Origin of the sequence: Thermomicrobium sp. 4228-Ro, assembly GCF_026241205.1 — a bacterium.
GTDB lineage: Bacteria > Chloroflexota > Chloroflexia > Thermomicrobiales > Thermomicrobiaceae > Thermomicrobium.
The window spans coordinates 1,643,261-1,662,819 of record NZ_JAPFQM010000001.1; the positions used below are offsets into that span (position 1 = coordinate 1,643,261).

Sequence of the window (19,559 nt, forward strand, 5' to 3'; positions counted from 1 at the left end):
ACCTCCTCCTCTGCTTACTGCTGAGCGATCCTGCTGACGATGTCAGTCTCTAGAGGTGTGGCCGAAGGCACTTTGGGGTCAAGGATATCACGCAAGGTAGTCAAGGAGTGCGAAACGGTCTCTGGCAGAATATCCTTGGTAATGAGAACTAGCGTGTTTGTAGGTGTGGCGTCTGCGAGATGGATATGTTCCGGTTCATGTATGACGTGTTGGAGTGCCTGAAAGAGCACAGGTGATGTGGCGTTGGGTGGCGCGAGAATACCTTTGACTCGCAGTAGCTTATCCCCGTGACGGTGGATAAGGAGAGAAAACCATGTGACAAAGAAATCGAGGTCGAGATCGTCGGGCAGAGTGTAGGTAGCAGAACGGACCGACTCGGTGTGTCGGGTAACGGGAAGCTCAGGTAAGTTGGCGGCTGTTGAGCTCTCCACGCCAGTATTGGTGGATGCGAGCAGTGCCGTGACATCGGTGTCTGGTACCCCATGGTCAAGGAATGCGATTGACGCAGTTGGGTTGATGGACGTCAGCGCCGCGATTATCTGTGCAATAGCCTCCTCGGAAACGAGGTCTCGCTTAGTAATGAGGAATGTATCGGCTGCAACGCACTGGGCCGTGACCTCAGGGTACTGCGAGAGGTTTGAGAGAAAGTGTGCGGCATCGATAGTGACAAGCATCTTCGTGATGCGAACCTGGTGACGCAGGACGGGATCGGCAGTGAGCGTGTGACGGATGGCCACGGGATCAGCGAGGCCCGTCGTCTCGAGGATAATATCGGGTGCACAAGCGGAGGCACGGGACTTGTTCGCTCGAACAGTGTCCAAGAGTGGGTAGAGGATTTGGGGAAGATCCTGGCGATAGGCGCAGCAGAGGCAGCCGCCGGCTAGAAGGTGGGTACGTTCCGCCGCAAAATGGACGAGATGGTGGTCTACAGAGATAGGGCCGAACTCGTTGATGATGACTTGGGTTCCCTTGAACTCAGGCTGTGCTAGCAGGTAACGAAGAAAGGTGCTTTTGCCGCTGCCCAGGAATCCGGAAATGACCACGATATTGATCACGACTGTCCAGCCTTTCGGGAATTATGGAGGCTAGTCCGGAGGTTGACTAAGTAGGCCGGATCTAATGGGTCAGGCGAAGCTCTGAACACCGTGTCGGCTAGTTGCCAAAGGTGCGAGAGATTGGCTGCTACCTCGCAGCGGCCCGTAGGGGACTGCAGAAAGAATGCAGTCCCTCCCAATCGCGTACCCGTAGATGCCACGGCGAGAGCAGTGCACTCGCAAGCGAAGCTCTCCGGGAACGCGTAGAGAGTCGGGCGGCACGAGAGAAAAGATGTCCCTCAAACGTAACGGTCGGAGCTGTACCGTGGGACGCACTATCCGGATGGAAATCGGTCCAGTGGTCAGCGTTCACGAGAAGTTGGCATAGGGAGCACACCTGTGCACCTCGCTTGACAAACTGCCTAGCGCTGTGGCGGCCACGCTTCAATGTAGCTTTCTGGCTTTTTACCGCTCCCCGCGGATAGCGTGCGCGGAAGTCGTCGGCGATTTCTTCAAATGTTACCCACCTTACGCCAGGGTGGGCGCCGATGTGGCTGATGACACGTTCAAGCATAAGGAGTACTTGCGGGCGTCCACTGACATCGGGATGGATCGTAATCGGAAAGATCGCGTAGTCGTACTCACGATACACCCAGTCAAATTGGTCCAGCCACATCTGCTCGATATCGCGGGGTTCACAAATCCATGACTATTGGGCGCTTTCTTGATAAACATCATAGGCGGAAGGTCGTCAAGGTACCAGTTAGCAGGAATCTCAACGATGTCAGTCTCTTCACCACGGATCAGAGGTTTCATCCACTCTTCTGCCGGTTTGGAATAGTCAATTTTGGTCCATGTGTCGCCCACTCGAGCATAGAAAGGATGGAAGTCGTTGTCCATTCGGCTGTGGTCGTATTTGATGCCATACTTCTGAAGAAGGCCTATTGTATTGGGGGAGAGCTCCCACCACGGTGCAACGTACCCGACTGGGCGGCGACCACTGAGCTTTTCAACAAGGTCAATTGTCTTGACTAGAACAGCCTCTTCTTGTTCGGGTGTCATCGCGATCGGGTTTTCGTGGGAGTAGCCGTGCAGACCGATTTCGTGCCCTGCATCGGCCACCATCTTCATTTGCTTTGGGAAGGTTTCGATTGAGTGGCCGGGAATGAACCAGGAGGTGCGAATGCCGTATTTATCAAAGAGTTTCAGCAGGCGAGGGGTACCGATTTCACCAGCGAAAAGTCCACGGGTAATGTCACAAGGAGAGTCCTCGCCCCGTATGAGCCCAGCCAGCCGGCCACAGCGTCAACATCGACGCCGAAGGCACAGAGAATTTCCTTGGGCATTCCCCATCTCCCTTCCTAGTAAGCCCGATCAGGCCACATGTTAGCACAGCCGCAGAGCCGTGTCAAGCCGCAAGACATATGACAGAGACGAGGGCGGATGATTTGGAAACGCGAGGAGATCGATGATGACGCACGATTACGCGTCACAGGCTCGTATCGGAATATTCTGAGCTTCGAGAACAGGGCGCTATTCGATGTGGAGTTCAAGGTGACAGTGGGCAAGCCCGAGGCGAGCGGAAGCGCTGCGTTTATACCCAATCCGCGTCACCTCGTCTTCAAATGGTTCTACCGGTAGAATCGCGGTGACAGCAGACAAAATTTTTGCAGAAGCGGCCTGCCACAGGGCCGCTATACAGCGTCGCTGGCTGATGGGACGACGGGTTGCGATCCGGAGGTCGTTTAGGGTTGTGAGCACTTCGAGGGCGGCGAGTAAACCAATAGAACCGTCCAATCGGCCGCCGCATGAAAGAGTATCGAGATGTGAACCGACGAGAATGGTAAGCAGATTGGTATTTGTGCCTTACGGGCGGCCAATAATGTCGCCGAAGTCGTAAGCTTATACCGTTAGGGCCGTTGCCTGCATTCAACACAAGAGTAATGCACGCGCCAGCCTGCCTTCGTTGGTGAGCGCAAGACGGGTGACACCTCTCGCGGGGGTTCGTCCAATCTTTGGAAGTTCGTCCATTCGGCTCTGCAGAAGCTGGATGTTGATCTACACGCACCACTCCAATCGGGCTTTCCGATCGGTTGATTGGCCGCCTACCAAGTACAGACGGTGCTTATTATGTTATGCACAACAGCGCTAGCGGCAAGCATGACGGACTACACAGCCTTCCCTGTTGATGCGCCCCGGGGAAGGGAGGCACTGTATCGATCGTTACGGAAAGCTCCTTGACAGGAGGGGAGCCAACGGGTAGACTTCCCGTTGGCGAACGTGGGGGCATAGCTCAGCTGGGAGAGCGCGACAATCGCACTGTCGAGGTCGGGGGTTCGAGTCCCCCTGCCTCCACCGAGTTTTTCCACACTCTTTTGGACAACGCTTTCCGCTCGTGAACTGTCATTCACTGTCGACCTGCTGGTTGGCGGAGAGCCGCTGAGTGCGAAAGGAGGCCGCCGATGGAAGTGCGTGCGTTCCAGCCAGTCGGTCGGCGCAGCGGCCAACCGGATGTGCTCCTCTTCCGCGACCGAGAGGGTCGCTATTACCTGCGGCCTGGGTGCAGTGGACGGCTCGTGCGCTTGACTGCCCGCGACGCGCAACGACTGCTGCGGCAATACCAGTATCGTCCGATTTTGAGCGGTGCCTGGTTGACCTACGACGAGGTGATCCAGGTCGACTGCCCCTTCCCCGACGAACGGAACAGCACTGCTGCCGGGTGAGAAACAACGACATGAAGGCGGGTTCGTCCAACCGGGCGAACCCGCCTCTCGGTAGCCGTACGGCCGCGTGCCGTCAGGATGCCGGCTGTGGGCGAATCTGCGGTGCGGCTGCTGGGCGCGGCTCCGGCGCCGGCTGGGGCCGCTGCATCAGTGCCGCCGGCTTGGTCACGGGTGGACCGACCAGCTCCGGCCGTGGGCGCGGCTCGTCGAACAGCGCTTCGATCTCGTGCCCCTCGAGCGTCTCCTTCTCGACGAGGAGCGTCGCGATCTTCTCGAGCTTGTCCACGTGCTCCATCAGGATGCTCTTGGCAGTGCGGTAGGCCTGGTCGATGAGCCGGCGGACCTCCTGGTCGATCTCGTAGGCAACCTGATCGCTGTAATTGCGCTGCTCGGCGATCTCGCGACCGAGGAAAACGAGCTCCTCCTTGCGGCCGAAAGCGAGCGGCCCGAGTCGCTCGCTCATTCCGAATTCGGTCACCATCCGCCGGGCGAGCGTCGTGGCGCGCTCGATATCGTTCGCAGCGCCGGTCGAGATCTCCTGGAAAACGAGCTCTTCGGCAACCAGCCCAGCCATGAACACGGCCAGCTGCGCCTCGAACTGCTTCTTCGTCCAGAAGAAGCGATCCTCCTCAGGTAGCACGCGGGTGTAACCGCCCATCATGCCGCGGGCGACGATGGAGACCTTGTGCACCGGGTCCGCATGCGGTAACATCCGGGCCACCAGCGCGTGGCCAGCCTCGTGATAGGCCGTCATCAGCTTCTCGCGCTCGCTGATGCGCCGGCTCTTGCGTTCGGGACCAGCTACGACGCGATCGATCGCCTCGTAGAGCTCGCGGCGGCCGATCGTCTTCTTGTTGCGCCGCGCTGCCAGGATCGCAGCCTCGTTGACCAAGTTCTCCAGGTCGGCACCCGAGAAGCCAGGCGTCTGACGCGCGAGATCCTCGAGGTCGACGTCACTCTCGAGCGGTTTGCCGCGGGTGTGAACCTTGAGGATGGCGAGCCGACCGTGCAGGTCCGGCCGATCGAGAACCACCTGCCGGTCGAACCGGCCCGGCCGGAGCAAGGCCGGGTCGAGGACGTCGGGACGGTTGGTCGCCGCGAGAACGATGACGTTCGTGCTGGAGTCGAACCCGTCCATCTCGACCAGGATCTGGTTGAGCGTCTGCTCGCGCTCGTCGTGGCTCCCGCCGAGTCCAGCGCCGCGCTGCCGACCCACCGCGTCGATTTCGTCGATGAAGACGATGCAGGGAGCGTTCCGCTTCGCTTGGTCGAAGAGGTCGCGCACCCGGCTGGCACCGACGCCGACGAACATCTCGACGAATTCAGAACCGCTGATACTGAAGAACGGTACTCCAGCTTCCCCAGCCACCGCTCGGGAGAGCAGTGTCTTCCCCGTGCCGGGCGGTCCGACCAGCAGCACGCCACGCGGAATGCGCGCGCCCAGCGCAGCGAATTTCTCGGGGTACTTCAGAAATTCGACGATCTCCCGCAGCTCTTCCTTGGCCTCGTCGACGCCTGCCACGTCATCGAAGGTCACGGTCGGCCGATTACTGGTGAAGACGCGAGCGCGGCTCTTGCCGAAGGAGAGTGCCTGGTTGTTCGTTCCCTGGGCCTGGCGCATCATGAAGATGATCACGCCGATCAGGAAGATGGTCGGCAAGAGGAACGTCAGCGTGCCGAGCCAGTTCCCCCACTGGCTCGCTGCCTTGGTCGTGATGTTCACCGTCTGCGGATCGATGCCGTACGTCTGGAGCAATTCGAAGATGTCGACATTGGTCGGCAAGCGGAGCGTGCGGACCTCTTGTGAGCCGTAGTAGTGCACCTGGACCTCATCGGAGCCACTGGTCATCACCAGCTGCTCGACCTTGCCGGCCTTGATGTCCGCCGCGAGTTGCTGGGTGGTGAGCGAGGAGCCGCTGTGACCACCCTGCACGAACGTCACCCAGACCGCAATCGCAGCGATGATCAGGATCATCCAGACGAAGCCGTTCCGGAGCCACTTGTTGTCTGCCATCGGGGTAGCCTCCACTGTCGTCGGCCCGCAGCGTCGCACGGTGTCGCGGGCGCCCCCGATTATAGCAAGCGGTGGAGGTGCTCTGGCCGTACCAATGTCCGAGCGCTCCCCGGCCACCGCGCGAGCCTTCTCGGTGACCTGCACCTCCAAAGGCATCGACCGGTGGAGGCACGGGGGCGCAGGCCTTTTCGTACCGGCTCGCGTCAGCGGACGTTACCCGAATACCGGTGCGCTACTTTGCGGTGCGGTAAACGGCGATGAAGGGCAAGTTGCGGAAGCGGCCAGCCGCATCCAGGCCATAGCCTACGACGAACTCGTCCGGGATGTCGAAGCCGACCCAATCGACCGGTACTTGAATCGCCTCTGGCTTCTGCTTGCGGAGCAAGACGACGACGCGCAAGCTCCGCGGGTTGCGGCGGCGGAGCACGTCGAGGAGGTATTGCAAGGTCAGGCCACTGTCGACAATGTCCTCGACGAGCAACACGTCTCGCCCCTCGATCGGCCGGTCGAGATCTTTGATGATGCGGACGACGCCTGAGGTCACGGTGGCTTGCCCGTAGCTGGAGACGGCCATGAAATCGACATCGAGTTCGATCGGCAGATGACGGATCAGGTCGGCCATGAACACGAACGCGCCGGTGAGAACCCCGATCAAAACGGGCCGTTGCCCGCGATAGGCCTGCGCGATCTCGTTCCCGAGTTCGGCGACACGCTTCTGGAGCGTCGCCTCGTCGATCAGGACGCGCTCCAGCTCTCCCGGGACAGTGCGAACTGTCTCGTTCACCCGCTGCGCCTCCTCGCTTCTCCGTAGTTCCACCACCAAGGTGCCATCTGGAGCCACGAACCGCTCCGATCCCAGACCAGCGATCCACCAGACGACGCCGTCACTGGCGACCATGGCCAAGCGGTCGCGGACGTAGCTCGGGATCTTTTCGTTGACGAGCCAATTCTGTAAGCGAACCGGCGTCGAGGTACCCGGTCGGACGAGCCGGTCACCGATCCGTCGCGTGCGCAGGAACCAGCGACCTTCGGTCGCCTCGTAGACGACGAGCGACCAGCCATTCGCGAGCCGGACGGTCATGCCCCTCTCGAGCGGGAGAACGGTTCCCGGCTCTAGGAGCGGGTATCCCGACCGCCGTCGCAGAAAGTCCTCGATCCGTGCAGCCGGACCGAGAACAGCCTCAGTGTAGCTGATGAGCGCAACGATGCCACGGCCGAGCTCGACGCGTGCTCCGGGACGCCCCTGCTCGATCGCGTGACGGAGCGCGAGCAGTCGGTCGCGGGGGAGTGTCCAGGTTGGGTCGATGAGGTCGCGGATGGTGAGTTGGAGGACCCGTCGCTGGAGAGCTGGGGCCAAACACCGAAAGGACGACCGGTCGACGATGGCGAAGCCATCCACCAGCTGGACGCTCCTCCGGTACGCGTCGCTCGCACAGTCCAGGAGATACTGCGCGTCCTCCTGGAGCTGCTCGGCTACCTGCGCGAGCGTCTCGACCGCTCCCGGACGGATCTCTTCGAGGACGGGAATGACCCGTTGGCGGACCGCGTTGCGCTCGAACGCCAGCGAGACGTTCGTCGGGTCCTGCAACGGTTCCAGGCCGAGCAACGAGAGCGTCGCGAGGATGGTCTGACGACGGACTTTGAGGAGCGGCCGGAGCAACTGGATCGTCGCGAACGTGTGGTGTTCGGGATCCAGGGGAACGCGCAGTTCTGTCAGCGGGCGCATCCCGGCGAGACCGTCGAGGCCGGCGCCCCGGAGCAGGCGGAGGAGGAGCGTTTCCGCCTGGTCGTCACGCGTGTGTCCGACCGCGATCCAGCGCGTGCCGTGTTCCTGCGCGACCTGGGCGAGCGCAGCATAGCGCGCAGCACGTGCGCCTGCTTCGGTGCCGCCTTCGCGAAGTTCTGGCCAGGCGTTGACATCGACCGTGCGGACCAGCACGGTAAGCCCCAGTCTCGTGCCGAGAGCGGCTGCGCGCGCTGCGAGCGCGGAGGAGTCCGGATGCAGCCGATGATCGACGTGGACGGGGATCGGTTGTGGTCCAACACCTTGCCGGGCCAGGTGCTGGAGACCCCAGAGGAGCGCGAGCGAGTCTGGCCCGCCGGAAAACCCGACGACCACGCGTTCGGCCGGTGACAGTCCGGTCGCTTGGAGGGCAGTACGGAGCGCTCGCAGAAGGACACTGACCGCACCATCGCGCGCTGACGACACCGACGGTTCCTTCCCAACCGGGGATGCCTGGCGATCCTACTCGATGATGATTGTAGTGAAAACGAAAAACGGCGCACGCAGGCGCCGCTCGCTGCAGTGCCGGTGGGCGGATTCGAACCACCAACCCAGGGCTTATGAGTCCCCTGCTCTACCGTTGAGCTACACCGGCTCACGTTCCGTGCGAGAGTGTAGCATGTCCTCCGTCGTGTCGTCAACGGTCAAGAGCATGGCAAGGGGCTCGGGACAACCGTCCCGAGCCCGCCGAGCGTTATTCTCCGATGTCCTTGCCGATCTGTCGTGCCATCGCCCGATAGCCGGCGAAGTCGCCCAGTCCGGTCGCGTTCGCTCCGGGAACGACGATGACGCTCGCTGAGATGAGATGCGCTTCTGGGCTGGCCAGGTGGGCACAGATGGCGCCGATGTCGTCCGGTTGCGCCCAGCGCCGGGCTGCGACGAGGCGCTCCGCCTGCGGCCCCATTTCCGCCCGCATCCGCCCGCTCAGGATGCCAGCCGGGAGCACTGCGTTGACCGTGATGTTGTACGAGTAGAACTCAGCAGCGAGTTGCCGGGTGAGACCGAGCAAGCCGCGCTTCGAGCTGGTGTAGCCGGCTCCCCCATTGAGGCTAGCGCGAAGCGCTGCGAGCGAGCCGATATTGATGATCCGTCCGTACTGCTGTCGCATCATGTGCGGGAGTGCGGCACGGCTCATGTAGAAGGGGCCAGAGAGGTTGACCGCAATGTAGCTGTGCCATTCCTCATCCGACATCCGCTCGACCGCTGGCGACCGCCCGAGCCTCGCGGCGTTGTTCACCAGAATGTCGATTCGGCCATGTTGCTCGACCACTGTCTCGACCATCTCGCGAGCGCGTCGCGGGTCGGAGACATCGCCAGCGAGAACGAACGCCTGGCCACCCTGCTGGGTGATCTGTTCGACGGTCGCTCGCGCGTATTCTTCGTTCAAGTCGTTCACCGCCACGACGGCACCTTCGCGAGCGAGCACGCGGGCAATGCCAGCTCCGCCGCCTCCCAGCTCGCCGCCGCCCGCGCCAGTGACGAGCGCCACCAGGCCTGCCAACCGTCCCATCGTTCTCTCCCCCGTCATGCAAACGCTGCTTCCGGATCGTTCCGCGCTCCCGGCACTACGGAGGCCGCTCCGTCGATCGGGATCGCGGCACCGGTGATGTACCCAGCCTCGTGGCTCGCTAGGAAGACGATGAGCGCTGCTACTTCTTCAGGTGTCCCAGCACGCAACGCTGGAATTGTTTCGGCCAACCGGGAGATGCGCTCCTCACCCCACTCTACCGCGAGTTTGGGGGTCACGATGAAGCCGGGCAGGATCGCGTTGACGGTGATACCGTGCTGTGCCACCTCGATCGAGAGGTGACGAGTGAGGCCGTAGAGTGCTTCCTTGGTCGCGACGTACGCCACACCATTGAGGACGCTCGTCCGGATAGCGGTAATGTTCGAGACGTGAATGATGCGGCCGAAACGGCGCTGGCGCATGTGACGGACAGCTGCCCGACTCAGGTAGAACGGAGCATGCACGTTGACTGCCAAGACCGCTTCCCACTCGTCGTCCGTGACCCCGTCGGAGCGACGCCCGCTCCCGTGCGCCTCCGCCTTGTTGACCAGAATATCCAGTTGGCCGAATCGCTCGACCACTGCCTGGACGAGTCGATCGACCAGTGCGGAATCGGTCACGTCAGCCGGAAAGCCCTCGACCGCGAAACCAGCCTGCCGGAGCTCCTCGACGGTCGCAGCAGTGCATTCGGCCGTACGATCGTTGACCGCAACGGTCGCGCCAGCCTGGGCGAGCGCGCGAGCGATGAACGGGCCGAGCCCGGCGCGCAACCCGCCGCCAGCACCGGTGACGAGAGCGACCATCCCCGTGAGGTCGCAGCCTTGCTGGGTCTGCATCCGATCCTCCCGTGCCGTGTTTCAGAACGCCTCAGCCGATACCCTTGCGACTCCGCCGTGCGTACTCGACGAAGTTTCCGAGCGCACTTCCCAATCCGCGATCCAGCGGAATGGCTGCTCCGGAGATGAAGCCGACGTCGCGTCGTGCCAGGAAGGCGACCAGCTTACCGATCTCCTCCTCGGGATCGAGCGGGCCGAATTGTCGGTCAGTGCCCTGGAAAAGGTCTGGGCGGCGACGCAAGATCGCCGGATTGCGGATGCCGGTCGGCAAGAGCACGTTGACCGTGATGCCGTAGGCAGCGAACTCGATGGCCATCTGTCGTGTTAGCCCGATGAGCCCGCTTTTGGCGGTGGTGTACGGTGCGCCACTGACGAAGCCGGTGCGGATACCGGCGAGCGAGCCGATGTTGACGATGCGCCCGAACCGTCGTGGAACCATGTGCTTGAGCGCTGCTCGACTCATGAAGAAAGGGCCGGACAGGTCGACCGCGGCCTGCCGGTGCCAGATGTCGTCGGGCAATCGCTCGATAGATGGTACCAGTCCGCCGAGTGCCGCATTGTTGACGAGAATGTCAATCTGGCCGAAGCGCTCGACTGTGGCCGTGATCATCTGCTCTGCGTCGCGTGAACGCGAGACGTCACCGACGATGCCCCATGCCTCGCCGCCGCGCTGCTGGATCTGGGTGACGGTCGCGGCGACGAATTCCTCGGTCAGGTCGTTCACGACGACACGAGCACCGTGCCGTGCGAGTGCCCGAGCGATTCCGGCTCCGCCGCCCCCGTCTTCACCACGGCCAGCTCCGGTGACGAAGGCGACCATGCCTTCCAGCCATCGCTCGTCCATCACGACTGATCCTCTCCGCGGCGAAGAAAGGGGAACCGGGCATCCAGCCCGGTTCCCACGGTTCCGTCATGCTTTGGCCCGGATCGGTACGGTGACCTGCTGTCCGATGAACGTGGGGCAGACGGTCGAGATCCCGGCATTCCGGGCTCCAGCGACGACGAGCAGGATCGTCTCCGGCGAATGAGCGAAGCGGACGAACGCGTCGTCTGGCAGCGAGGGGTCGATCAGCGCGTCCTTGGCCAGTCGACGGAGCACCCCGGCTGGTCGCCCGAAGTGCTCCCAGAGGTGCTGACGAGCCTGCTCCTTGCTCCACCCCGCTTCGGCGATGAGCTGCGCATGCTCCGGCCCCAGGACGACGATCCCCGCGTGCCCACGCGGGGTCGGAAAGTAGGTGCCAGCGTAGGACATCGAATCGGCGATCGTCTCCAGGATAATTTCCGGTTGCTTCGAGTCGCGCTGCTCGACCTGCATGGTGCCGCGGACGAAGCCGACCGTGACCGTACTCTCATCCCGTGCAAAGCCCCGTTCGACGTGCAGTGGCTCCCAGGGGCTCTCTTCCTCGTTCTCGGCGATGCAGAGACTCAACTTCCCCGGTTGTCCCTGCGTCGACTGGTCGAACTCGTGCGGCCGAATCCCCAGCGCGTTCATGATCACGAGCCGGATCGCCCGCCCGATAGTCACGTTCGGCCGGTCGCCCGGGCTGAACGCGTTGTCCCGGCTGTTGAACCCCAGTCGTGTGCGGATCGGCCCGTTGACCACCACGAAGACCGCTTGCCCGGTCGTGCTCTGGAGCAACCCACGACTCCCGGGGAGGCGGTTCAAGGCGTCCAGCGCCGCGAGCACGACGGGAAAGTACTCCGGTTTGCAGCCAGCCATGACCGCATTGGCCGCCGCCAGGCGGAGGGTGCACTTGCGGCCGAGATGTTCCTGCTCGATGACGACCTCCTCGGGATCGCGGTCGACCTGGGCCAGGAACTCCTCGACGAATTCCTCAGCGGGCGGAACGACGGGCAGACCATCCGTCCAGCCGCGCTCGTAGCAATACTCGATCGCCTCGCGGGCGTGCCGCACGGCCTCCAGCGTTGGCTCAGCCGTTCGCTGCACGCTCATGCGTTTCCTCCCCGGCTGCTTCCTCGACGCCCAGCAAGCGCAGGACGGCAGGCAGCACCTGCTCGGCCCGTTGCCGCACCTCTTCCGGGCTCAGGCTGCTGATCGGGTGGGGGATGACGGCGTAGGGATACCCCGGCATCCCCTGTGTCTGGGCCATCGCGTCTGCCGTCGCCCGGAAGACTTCCGTGATGATCGGAGCAGCGGGAACGCCGACTTCCTCGAACCGGATCGCATCGGCCACACTGGCCGCGCTGCAGGACCCTCAGTCCCCGACCGCAGCGATCGCGAAGTCACAGCGCTCCTTGAGCTCGGCAACCGCCGTCGGGTCGATCGGTACCGAGGCGTTGGGCTTGCGCTGCATGACGACTTCCGCAACGCCATACCGCTCGCGGAGCAGTTCGCCGATGGCCTGGAGCAGGAGATCGGCATTCTTCTTGCCATTGTCGATCAGGCAGACGCGTGCACCGCGCAGCGAGCGTCGGGTGCGCGCCGCGCGCGTTTTCGTGGCGAGTCCCGTTTGTCCGGTCGGATCGACGAGCACTGGCATGATCAGCTCTCCTCGGGTAGTCGCTTCTCGAGTCGAATTTCACGCAGAGACGGATAGACGGGTGCGATCGCCTGTTGCAGCATCGCGTGCAGCAGCTGGTCCGGCACCAGGCAGTCCAGGCACGCGTCGGGCAGTGCCTGAAGGACCAGCTCGACGATTCCGTCATCCGTCACATGCTCGACCCGCAATTCGAATCCATCCGGCGCGAGACCAGCGCGGATCTGGTCGAGCGCCCGGTCGATCTCTTGCACGACAGCTGGTGATGCACTCATCGCTTCGGTCTGCCCTCCTTCCGTATGCTCATCGAGCCCGCCGTTCCGTCTGCGAATCACGGGGCGAGCAACGCAGCTCCGGCGAATTCGGCCGGGATCTCCATCGTGCGCACCGTGGGCGGGATGGTCAATGGCGCTCCGGTGCGTGCCACGACATCCTCGATCGTCACACCGGGTGCGACTTCCTCGAGGACGAGTTGCTCGCCTTCGACCGAAAGTACCGCGAGATCGGTGTAAATGCGCCGCACGCAACGCGCGGCCGTCAACGGATAGGTGCATTCCTCGACGATCTTCGGTTCCCCCTGATCGGTCGTGTGCATCGTCGCCACCCACACGCGTTGGGCTCCCACCGCGATATCCATCGCACCACCGACGCCTGGAACGCGAGGCCCGGGGATGCGCCAGCTGGCGAGATCGCCCCGGCGCGAGACCTGGAGCGCACCGAGGATAGCGTGTGTCAGATGGCCGCCGCGGATCATGGCGAACGAAAGCGCATGGTCGAACACGCTCGCCCCCGGGATGAGCGTGACATAATCCCCGTTCGCGTTGACCAGGTCGGGATCGACCTCATCCGGTCGGGCCTTCGGTCCGGCTCCGAGGATGCCGTTCTCGCTGTGGATGAGAATCGTCTTCCCTGGAGGGAGGAATCGCGCGACCAGAGACGGTGTGCCAGTGCCGAGGTTGACGAAACTCTCATCCGGGAGATCCTGGGCGATGCGGTAGGCGATTCCTTCACGCGTCAACGGCATAGCTGCCTCACCGTACTTCAGGCGTTGTGCGACGAACCCAGTCGCGCGGTCCTTCGACCACGCGATCGACGAAGATACAGGGCGTTTCGATCTCTTCCGGTGACAACGCGCCGACCGGTACGATTTCGTCGACTTCGACGATGACCGTGTTGGCCGCCGTCGCCATGATGGGGTTGAAATTGCGCATGGTGCGCCGGTAGACGAGGTTCCCCCACCGGTCGGCACGATAGGCCTTGATGAAGGCGTAGTCGGCACGGAGCGGTAATTCGAAGACATAGGGTCGACCGTCGATGATGCGCACTTCCTTGCCTTCTGTCAGCTCGGTGCCGACGCCGGTCGGTGTGTAGAAGCCGCCGAGCCCCGCGCCGCCGGCGCGAATCCGCTCGACGAAGGTGCCCTGGGGAAGGACTTCGAGTTCGAGTTCTCCAGCGAGATATTTCTCGCGTACGGCCGTCGCACCGGGATGGGTCGGGAACGACGTAATCAGCTTCCGGACAGCTCCGTCGGCGATCAGTCCGCCGATACCGTCTTCTTCGGTGCCACCACCGCAATAAATCAGAATCAGATCGCGCAGCTTGCGTCGGCGGAGCGCCTTGACCAGGTTCACGGGAATACCAGGCGGCCCGAATCCGCCGATCATGATCGAGGCACCGTTCGGGATATCGGCCACAGCCTCGTCACACGTCGCTACGACTCTGTCCATCGCACCGGACTTTCCGTTTAAGGATTAACTCAGCGACTAGCTCGATCATACGGGTACCGGACCGGTCTGTCAAGCCGGGGCACTCCAGCCGACCGTCCGACACCGCAGGGGTGCGCGACCCGGCGCGACTGTGCTGAGAGGGCTCGCTGGGACTGGAGGCGAGGCGGTCTGTCGGATCGGTGCGGCTGGCTCGTACATCCGGCCCGGCAGGACCACGCAGCGCGAGCGATGCGGGGTCGTGCCCTGTCTCCTCGGGTGAGCCAGTTGCTTCAGGGTAGAATCGGCTCGGTAAGGAGTGCTCATCATGTCCGACTTGCAGGAGAGACCGGTAGGGGAAGAGCTGTTGACCTCCGCTCCTGACTTCTCGAGTGTACGGAGCGGGCCGGGTGCTGGGCACTGCGGGTCCGAGCCCGCGCAGCGGATCGAGCTGCTGCTCGAGCGGCTCGACCCGGATCAACGCCGCGCGGTGACGACGACCGAGGGACCGGTTCTCATCGTTGCCGGCCCAGGGAGCGGCAAGACGCGGGTCCTGACTCATCGTGTCGCCTATCTCATCGCCAGCGGTCGCGCCCGTCCCTGGCACGTGCTCGCGGTGACCTTCACCAACAAGGCCGCGCGCGAGATCCGCGAGCGGCTGGAGCAGTTGCTCGGTCCCGATCCGGCACGCCTCGTGCAGGCCGGTACGTTCCATAGCGTGTGCGCTCGGGTTCTGCGTCGCGACGGCGGACGGATCGGGCTGGAGCCGTCCTTCACGATCTATGACGAGGATGACCAGCTCGCCCTCGTCAAGCAGGCGTTGCGTGACCTCGGATTGGATGCGCAGCGCTTCGCGCCACGTTCCGTGCTCGGTCGTATCTCGCGTGCCAAGAACGCCTTCCAGTCGCCTGCGGAGCTGGCGCAGGGCGCCCAGAGCTACTGGGATGAGGTCGCCGCACGGGTCTACGAGCGATACAGTCAGCTCCTGCAGCGTGCGCAAGCGGTCGACTTCGACGATCTCCTCCTCCTGACGGTCGATCTCTTCGACCGGCATCCGGATCTGCTCTCCTCCTATCAGGACCGCTGGCGGTATCTCCTGATCGACGAGTATCAGGATACGAATCACCTCCAGTATCTCCTGGTGCGCCAGCTCGCGACAGCGCACCGCAACGTGTGCGTCGTGGGGGATCCGGACCAGTCGATCTACAGCTGGCGGCAGGCCGATATCCGGAACATCCTCGAGTTCCAGCGGGACTTCCCGGATGCGGTCGTGATCCGGCTGGGGCGGAACTATCGTTCTACCCCACAAATCGTCGCGGCAGCCGATGCCGTGATCCGAGCGAACCGGCAGCGCATCGAGCGCCCTTTGTGGACGGAGAACCCACCGGGGCCGCCGATTCGCGTGCTGGCCTGCTGGGACGAACAGCACGAAGCGGAAACAGTCGTCGCCGAGATCGCCCGGTTGGTCGCAGGGGGAGAGGCGCGCTACCGGGATATCGCCGTGCTCTACCGTATCAACGCGCAGAGCCGGCCGGTCGAAGAGGCGTTGATCCGTGCGCAGGTCCCGTACCAGGTCGTCGGTGGCGTCCGTTTCTACGAGCGCAAGGAAGTGAAAGATGCGCTGGCGGTGCTGCGAGTCCTCGTGAATCCCAAGGACTGGCTGAGTCTGCAGCGGGTGCTGCGGGAGAGCACGCTGGGTCGCGGCATCGGCGACAAGACGCTCGTGCAGATCGAACACTGGGCGGCCCAGGTAGGGCGTTCGCCGGCCGAGGCGCTGCCGGCCCTGGCGGAGGAGCTGGACGTGGCTCCACCGAACGTCTCGGCGCAAACGGCCAAGCGACTCCGCGAGGTGTGGGGGGAGCTGGTGCGGCTTCGCGGCGCGCTCGTCTCGCAACCACTCAGCAGTGTGTTCGACCTCGCACTCGAGCGAACCGGGCTCGCTGCGCGGTATCGCGACGCGAGCGATCCGACCGAGCGGGACCGTTGGGAGAACCTGGTGCAGCTGCGCAGCGTCCTCGAACGCTACGATGAGCTGCCAGCGAGGGAGGGCCTCGAGCGCTTCCTCGAGGAAGCCGCGCTGGTGGCGAGCGTGGACGAGGCGGAGCTCGGAGGCGATCAGGTGACGCTGCTCACGCTCCATGCCGCCAAAGGGCTGGAGTTCCCGGTCGTGTTCCTGATCGGCGTCGAGGAAGGGCTGTTGCCGCACGCGCGAGCGCTGGAGAGCGAGGCGGAACTGGAGGAAGAACGACGACTCTTCTACGTCGGTATCACGCGGGCGAAACAGCGCCTCTACCTGAGCTACGCGCAGCTGCGCAGCCGGTTCGGCTTCCGCGAGCGCGGGATCCCTTCGCACTTCCTGGACGCCTTGCCGCCCGATGTTGTCGAAGAACGAAAGGCCGGTACGGGGTATCGTGGCGACGATGGGTGGCCCGGCAGAGCGCCGCGCCGGCAACCGGAACCGCCTGCAACAACGCCAGTGCCGCGCCGGTACAAGCCGGGCCAGCGTGTCTTCCATGCGACCTTCGGTGATGGTGTGGTGCTGTCCGTTCGAGAGAGCGCGGGAGACCAGGAAGTGACGGTACAGTTCAAGCGACACGGGACGAAGACCTTATTGGCCAGCCTTGCCAGGCTCATCGTCGACGGTTAAACAAGGAAGCAGCAGCTGGCTCGGCATCGATCTGCGTATGACCAGAGACGAGGAGGGAGCGTCATGGCCTCTGTGGCGACCGGACGACGCTGGGTGTACCTCTTCCGCGAAGGGAACGCGCAGATGCGCGACCTGCTCGGCGGAAAGGGGGCCAACCTCGCCGAGATGACCCGGATCGGCCTCCCGGTGCCGCCGGGATTCACCGTCACGACGAAGGCATGCGTCGCCTACCTCCAGGGTGGGCGCCAGATGCCCGAGGGGTTATGGAGTGAAGTGCTGGAGGGGTTGCGGGATATCGAGGAACAACTGGGCCGCCGGTTCGGCGATCCGGCCCAGCCGTTGCTCGTTTCGGTCCGGTCCGGTGCCAAGTTCTCCATGCCTGGCATGATGGACACCATCCTCAACGTCGGGCTGACCGACGAGACGGTGCGTGGTCTCGCTGCGATGACTTCGAACGAGCGTTTCGCCTACGATTGCTACCGGCGCCTGATCCAGATGTTCGGAAAAGTCGTGCTCGATATCCCCTCGGAACGTTTCGAAGACGCGCTCGACGAGCTCAAGCGGGAACTCGGTGTCGTCCAGGACTACGAGATCCCGGCCGAGCAGCTTCAGCAATTGGTCGAGGCGTACAAGAGAATCGTCCGAGAAGCGACCGGGAGCGACTTCCCGCAAGATCCGTTCGAGCAGTTGCGCCGGGCGATTCTCGCGGTGTTCGAATCGTGGAACAATCGGCGAGCGATCGACTACCGGAATGCGCACGGCATCCCGCACGACCTGGGCACGGCAGCGAACGTCCAAGCGATGGTCTTCGGGAATCTGGGGCCGGATTCGGCGACGGGCGTCGCCTTCACGCGGAATCCGAGTACCGGCGAGAAGGGGATCTTCGGCGAGTATCTGACCAATGCTCAGGGCGAGGACGTCGTCGCTGGTATCCGCACGCCGCAGCCGATCCAGGAGATGGCGAACGACCCGCTCCTCCGCGGGGCATACCAGCAGCTGCTCGAAGTTGCCGAGCGGCTCGAGCGCCACTATCGCGACATGCAGGATCTGGAGTTCACGGTCGAGCGCGGCAAGCTCTGGATGCTCCAGACGCGGACCGGCAAGCGCACCGGCCGGGCGGCGGTCAAGATCGCGGTCGATATGGTGCACGAAGGGCTGATCGAGCCCCAGGAAGCGGTGTTGCGGGTCTCGCCGGAACATCTCGATCAGTTGCTGCATCCGATGATCGACCCCTCCTGGAAAGGGGAACCGATCGCCAAGGGGCTGCCGGCCAGTCCGGGGGCAGCGAGCGGGAAGGTCGTCTTCGACGCCGACGAAGCCAAGCTCCTCGGCGACCGTGGCGAAGCGGTTATCCTGGTGCGATTGGAGACGTCGCCCGACGATTTCCACGGCATGCTGGCTGCCCGGGGTATCCTGACAGCGCGTGGTGGCATGACCAGCCATGCCGCGGTGGTGGCGCGCGGTATCGGGAAGCCGGCTGTCGTCGGGTGCTCGGCGCTGGTGGTCGATTACGAGCGGCAGGAATTCCGCGTCGGTGATGTCGTGGTGCGGCGCGGTGACGTCATCACGATCGATGGCTCGACCGGCGCCGTGCTGCTCGGTGCGGTCCCGACGATCCCCCCGAGTGTCGGTGGCGACTTGGCGGAGCTTTTGAGCTGGGCCGATCAGTTCCGGCGCTTGCGGGTGCGTGCCAATGCCGATACCCCGGAAGATGCTGCGAAGGCCCGCGAGTTGGGCGCCGAGGGTATCGGGCTGTGCCGCACCGAGCATATGTTCTTCCAGGGTGACCGTATCTGGGCGATGCGCGAGATGATCATGGCGACGACGCCGGAGGAGCGACGGGCGGCTCTGGCCAAGCTGGAGCCGATGCAGCGGGAGGATTTCATCGGGATCTTCAAGGCGATGGCAGGTTTCCCGGTGACGATCCGGACGCTCGACCCGCCGCTGCACGAGTTCCTGCCCAAGCACGAGGAAGAAATCCAGGCGATGGCCGAGCGGCTGGGCGTGTCGCCGGAGGCGATTCGCGCCAAGGTCCAGGCGCTCACCGAGGCGAACCCGATGCTCGGGCATCGCGGTTGCCGCTTGGGCATCACCGCGCCGGAGATCACGGAAATGCAAGCGCGCGCGATCTTCAGCGCTGCGCTGCACTGTGCTGCCGAGGGGATCGAAGTCCATCCGGAGATCATGGTGCCGCTCGTTTCCGACGTGCGGGAGCTGATGCTGCAGCGCGAGATCATCGACCGCGTCGCGCGGGAACTGTTCGCCCGAGCTGGTCGCGAGATTCCGTACTCGGTCGGCACCATGATCGAGGTGCCCCGTGCGGCGCTCACGGCGAACGAGATCGCGCGCGAGGCCGAGTTCTTCAGCTTCGGCACGAACGACCTCACCCAGATGACCTTCGGTATCTCGCGTGACGATGCTGGGCGCTTCTTGCCGTATTACCTCGAGCAGGGGATCTATCCGGCCGATCCCTTCCAGACGCTCGATCGGGCTGGCGTCGGTCGCTTGATCGAGATCGCGCGGGACGGTGGGCGTGCGACGCGACCGGACATCAAGCTCGGGATCTGCGGCGAGCACGGTGGCGATCCGGCGAGCATCCGCTTCTGCCACGAGGTCGGCCTGGACTACGTGTCCGCTTCTCCCTACCGGGTTCCGATCGCACGATTGGCGGCAGCACAAGCGGCGCTCGGTACCCGTGAGGGCGATGTGTAGTGCTCGAAAGACGCAGGTCGGATCGCGGCGAGGCCAGCGGATTCCCGCTGGCCTCGCGGTTCTGCACGCGCTGAGAAAGCGGAACGGGAGCCGCACCGGCAG

15 protein-coding genes, 2 tRNA genes and 1 pseudogene are annotated in these 19,559 nt (G+C 63.7%); 5 read left to right on the top strand and 13 right to left on the bottom strand.

The window, feature by feature from the left end; all coding sequences use genetic code 11:
• Positions 1-14: 14 nt before the first annotated feature.
• On the bottom strand, positions 15-1,055 hold the full coding sequence (locus OO015_RS07750; protein ID WP_265940661.1) for a CobW family GTP-binding protein: 1,041 nt from the start codon (positions 1,053-1,055) through the stop codon (positions 15-17).
• 454 nt (positions 1,056-1,509) lie between these two features.
• Positions 1,510-2,380 (bottom strand): annotated as a pseudogene (locus OO015_RS07755) (polysaccharide deacetylase family protein); the annotation flags it as partial.
• A 97-nt stretch (positions 2,381-2,477) separates the two neighbouring features.
• Here OO015_RS07755 and OO015_RS07760 point away from each other — a divergent pair.
• The 3 genes from OO015_RS07760 (at position 2,478) to OO015_RS07770 (ending at position 3,757) form a co-directional block, all read left to right on the top strand.
• Positions 2,478-2,675 carry a hypothetical protein gene (locus OO015_RS07760; RefSeq protein ID WP_265940662.1) on the top strand — a complete coding sequence of 66 codons (198 nt, stop codon included), beginning with the start codon at positions 2,478-2,480 and terminating at the stop codon, positions 2,673-2,675.
• Between the two features lie 641 nt (positions 2,676-3,316).
• Positions 3,317-3,389: transfer RNA gene (locus OO015_RS07765), tRNA-Ala, on the top strand.
• A gap of 107 nt (positions 3,390-3,496) precedes the next feature.
• Positions 3,497-3,757: a hypothetical protein gene (locus OO015_RS07770; RefSeq protein WP_265940663.1), complete on the top strand. Its 261-nt coding sequence runs from the start codon at positions 3,497-3,499 to the stop codon at positions 3,755-3,757.
• Between the two features lie 73 nt (positions 3,758-3,830).
• On the opposite strand, the gene ftsH is transcribed toward OO015_RS07770, so the two are convergent.
• From ftsH to OO015_RS07835, 11 genes are all read right to left on the bottom strand, one after another.
• Positions 3,831-5,771 (bottom strand): ATP-dependent zinc metalloprotease FtsH, encoded by a 1,941-nt coding sequence (gene ftsH / locus OO015_RS07775; RefSeq protein WP_265940664.1) that lies wholly within the window; start codon positions 5,769-5,771, stop codon positions 3,831-3,833.
• A gap of 232 nt (positions 5,772-6,003) precedes the next feature.
• Positions 6,004-7,980 (bottom strand): hypoxanthine phosphoribosyltransferase, encoded by a 1,977-nt coding sequence (hpt, locus tag OO015_RS14085; RefSeq protein WP_323053848.1) that lies wholly within the window; start codon positions 7,978-7,980, stop codon positions 6,004-6,006.
• Between the two features lie 97 nt (positions 7,981-8,077).
• A tRNA-Met gene (locus OO015_RS07790) sits at positions 8,078-8,149 on the bottom strand.
• A gap of 99 nt (positions 8,150-8,248) precedes the next feature.
• Positions 8,249-9,064: an SDR family NAD(P)-dependent oxidoreductase gene (locus OO015_RS07795; protein ID WP_265940665.1), complete on the bottom strand. Its 816-nt coding sequence runs from the start codon at positions 9,062-9,064 to the stop codon at positions 8,249-8,251.
• Positions 9,065-9,078: 14 nt separating this feature from the next.
• Positions 9,079-9,897, bottom strand: coding sequence for an SDR family NAD(P)-dependent oxidoreductase (locus OO015_RS07800; RefSeq protein WP_265940666.1), 819 nt, complete (start codon positions 9,895-9,897; stop codon positions 9,079-9,081).
• 31 nt (positions 9,898-9,928) lie between these two features.
• The gene (locus OO015_RS07805; protein WP_265940667.1) at positions 9,929-10,741 is read right to left on the bottom strand and encodes an SDR family NAD(P)-dependent oxidoreductase; all 813 of its coding nucleotides are present in this window, start codon (positions 10,739-10,741) and stop codon (positions 9,929-9,931) included.
• A 66-nt stretch (positions 10,742-10,807) separates the two neighbouring features.
• The gene (locus tag OO015_RS07810) at positions 10,808-11,851 is read right to left on the bottom strand and encodes a hypothetical protein (RefSeq protein WP_265940668.1); all 1,044 of its coding nucleotides are present in this window, start codon (positions 11,849-11,851) and stop codon (positions 10,808-10,810) included.
• Positions 11,829-12,398 carry a UGSC family (seleno)protein gene (locus OO015_RS14090; RefSeq protein WP_323053849.1) on the bottom strand — a complete coding sequence of 190 codons (570 nt, stop codon included), beginning with the start codon at positions 12,396-12,398 and terminating at the stop codon, positions 11,829-11,831. The genes OO015_RS07810 and OO015_RS14090 overlap by 23 nt, the downstream gene beginning before the upstream one ends.
• A 2-nt stretch (positions 12,399-12,400) precedes the next feature.
• A complete protein-coding gene (locus OO015_RS07825; RefSeq protein ID WP_265940671.1) occupies positions 12,401-12,670 on the bottom strand; it encodes a hypothetical protein in 270 nt (89 codons plus the stop codon).
• A gap of 56 nt (positions 12,671-12,726) precedes the next feature.
• A complete protein-coding gene (locus OO015_RS07830; RefSeq protein ID WP_265940672.1) occupies positions 12,727-13,419 on the bottom strand; it encodes a 3-oxoacid CoA-transferase subunit B in 693 nt (230 codons plus the stop codon).
• A gap of 7 nt (positions 13,420-13,426) precedes the next feature.
• Complete coding sequence (locus tag OO015_RS07835; RefSeq protein WP_265940673.1) at positions 13,427-14,122, bottom strand: CoA transferase subunit A; 696 nt, start codon at positions 14,120-14,122, stop codon at positions 13,427-13,429.
• Positions 14,123-14,426: 304 nt separating this feature from the next.
• On the opposite strand from OO015_RS07835, the gene OO015_RS07840 reads away from it, so the two are divergent.
• Both OO015_RS07840 and ppdK read left to right on the top strand, forming a co-directional pair.
• Positions 14,427-16,745, top strand: a complete 2,319-nt coding sequence (locus tag OO015_RS07840) for an ATP-dependent helicase (RefSeq protein WP_265940674.1) — start codon at positions 14,427-14,429, stop codon at positions 16,743-16,745.
• Between the two features lie 63 nt (positions 16,746-16,808).
• The gene (gene ppdK, locus OO015_RS07845) at positions 16,809-19,457 is read left to right on the top strand and encodes a pyruvate, phosphate dikinase (protein WP_265940675.1); all 2,649 of its coding nucleotides are present in this window, start codon (positions 16,809-16,811) and stop codon (positions 19,455-19,457) included.
• The last annotated feature ends 102 nt before the right edge of the window (positions 19,458-19,559 follow it).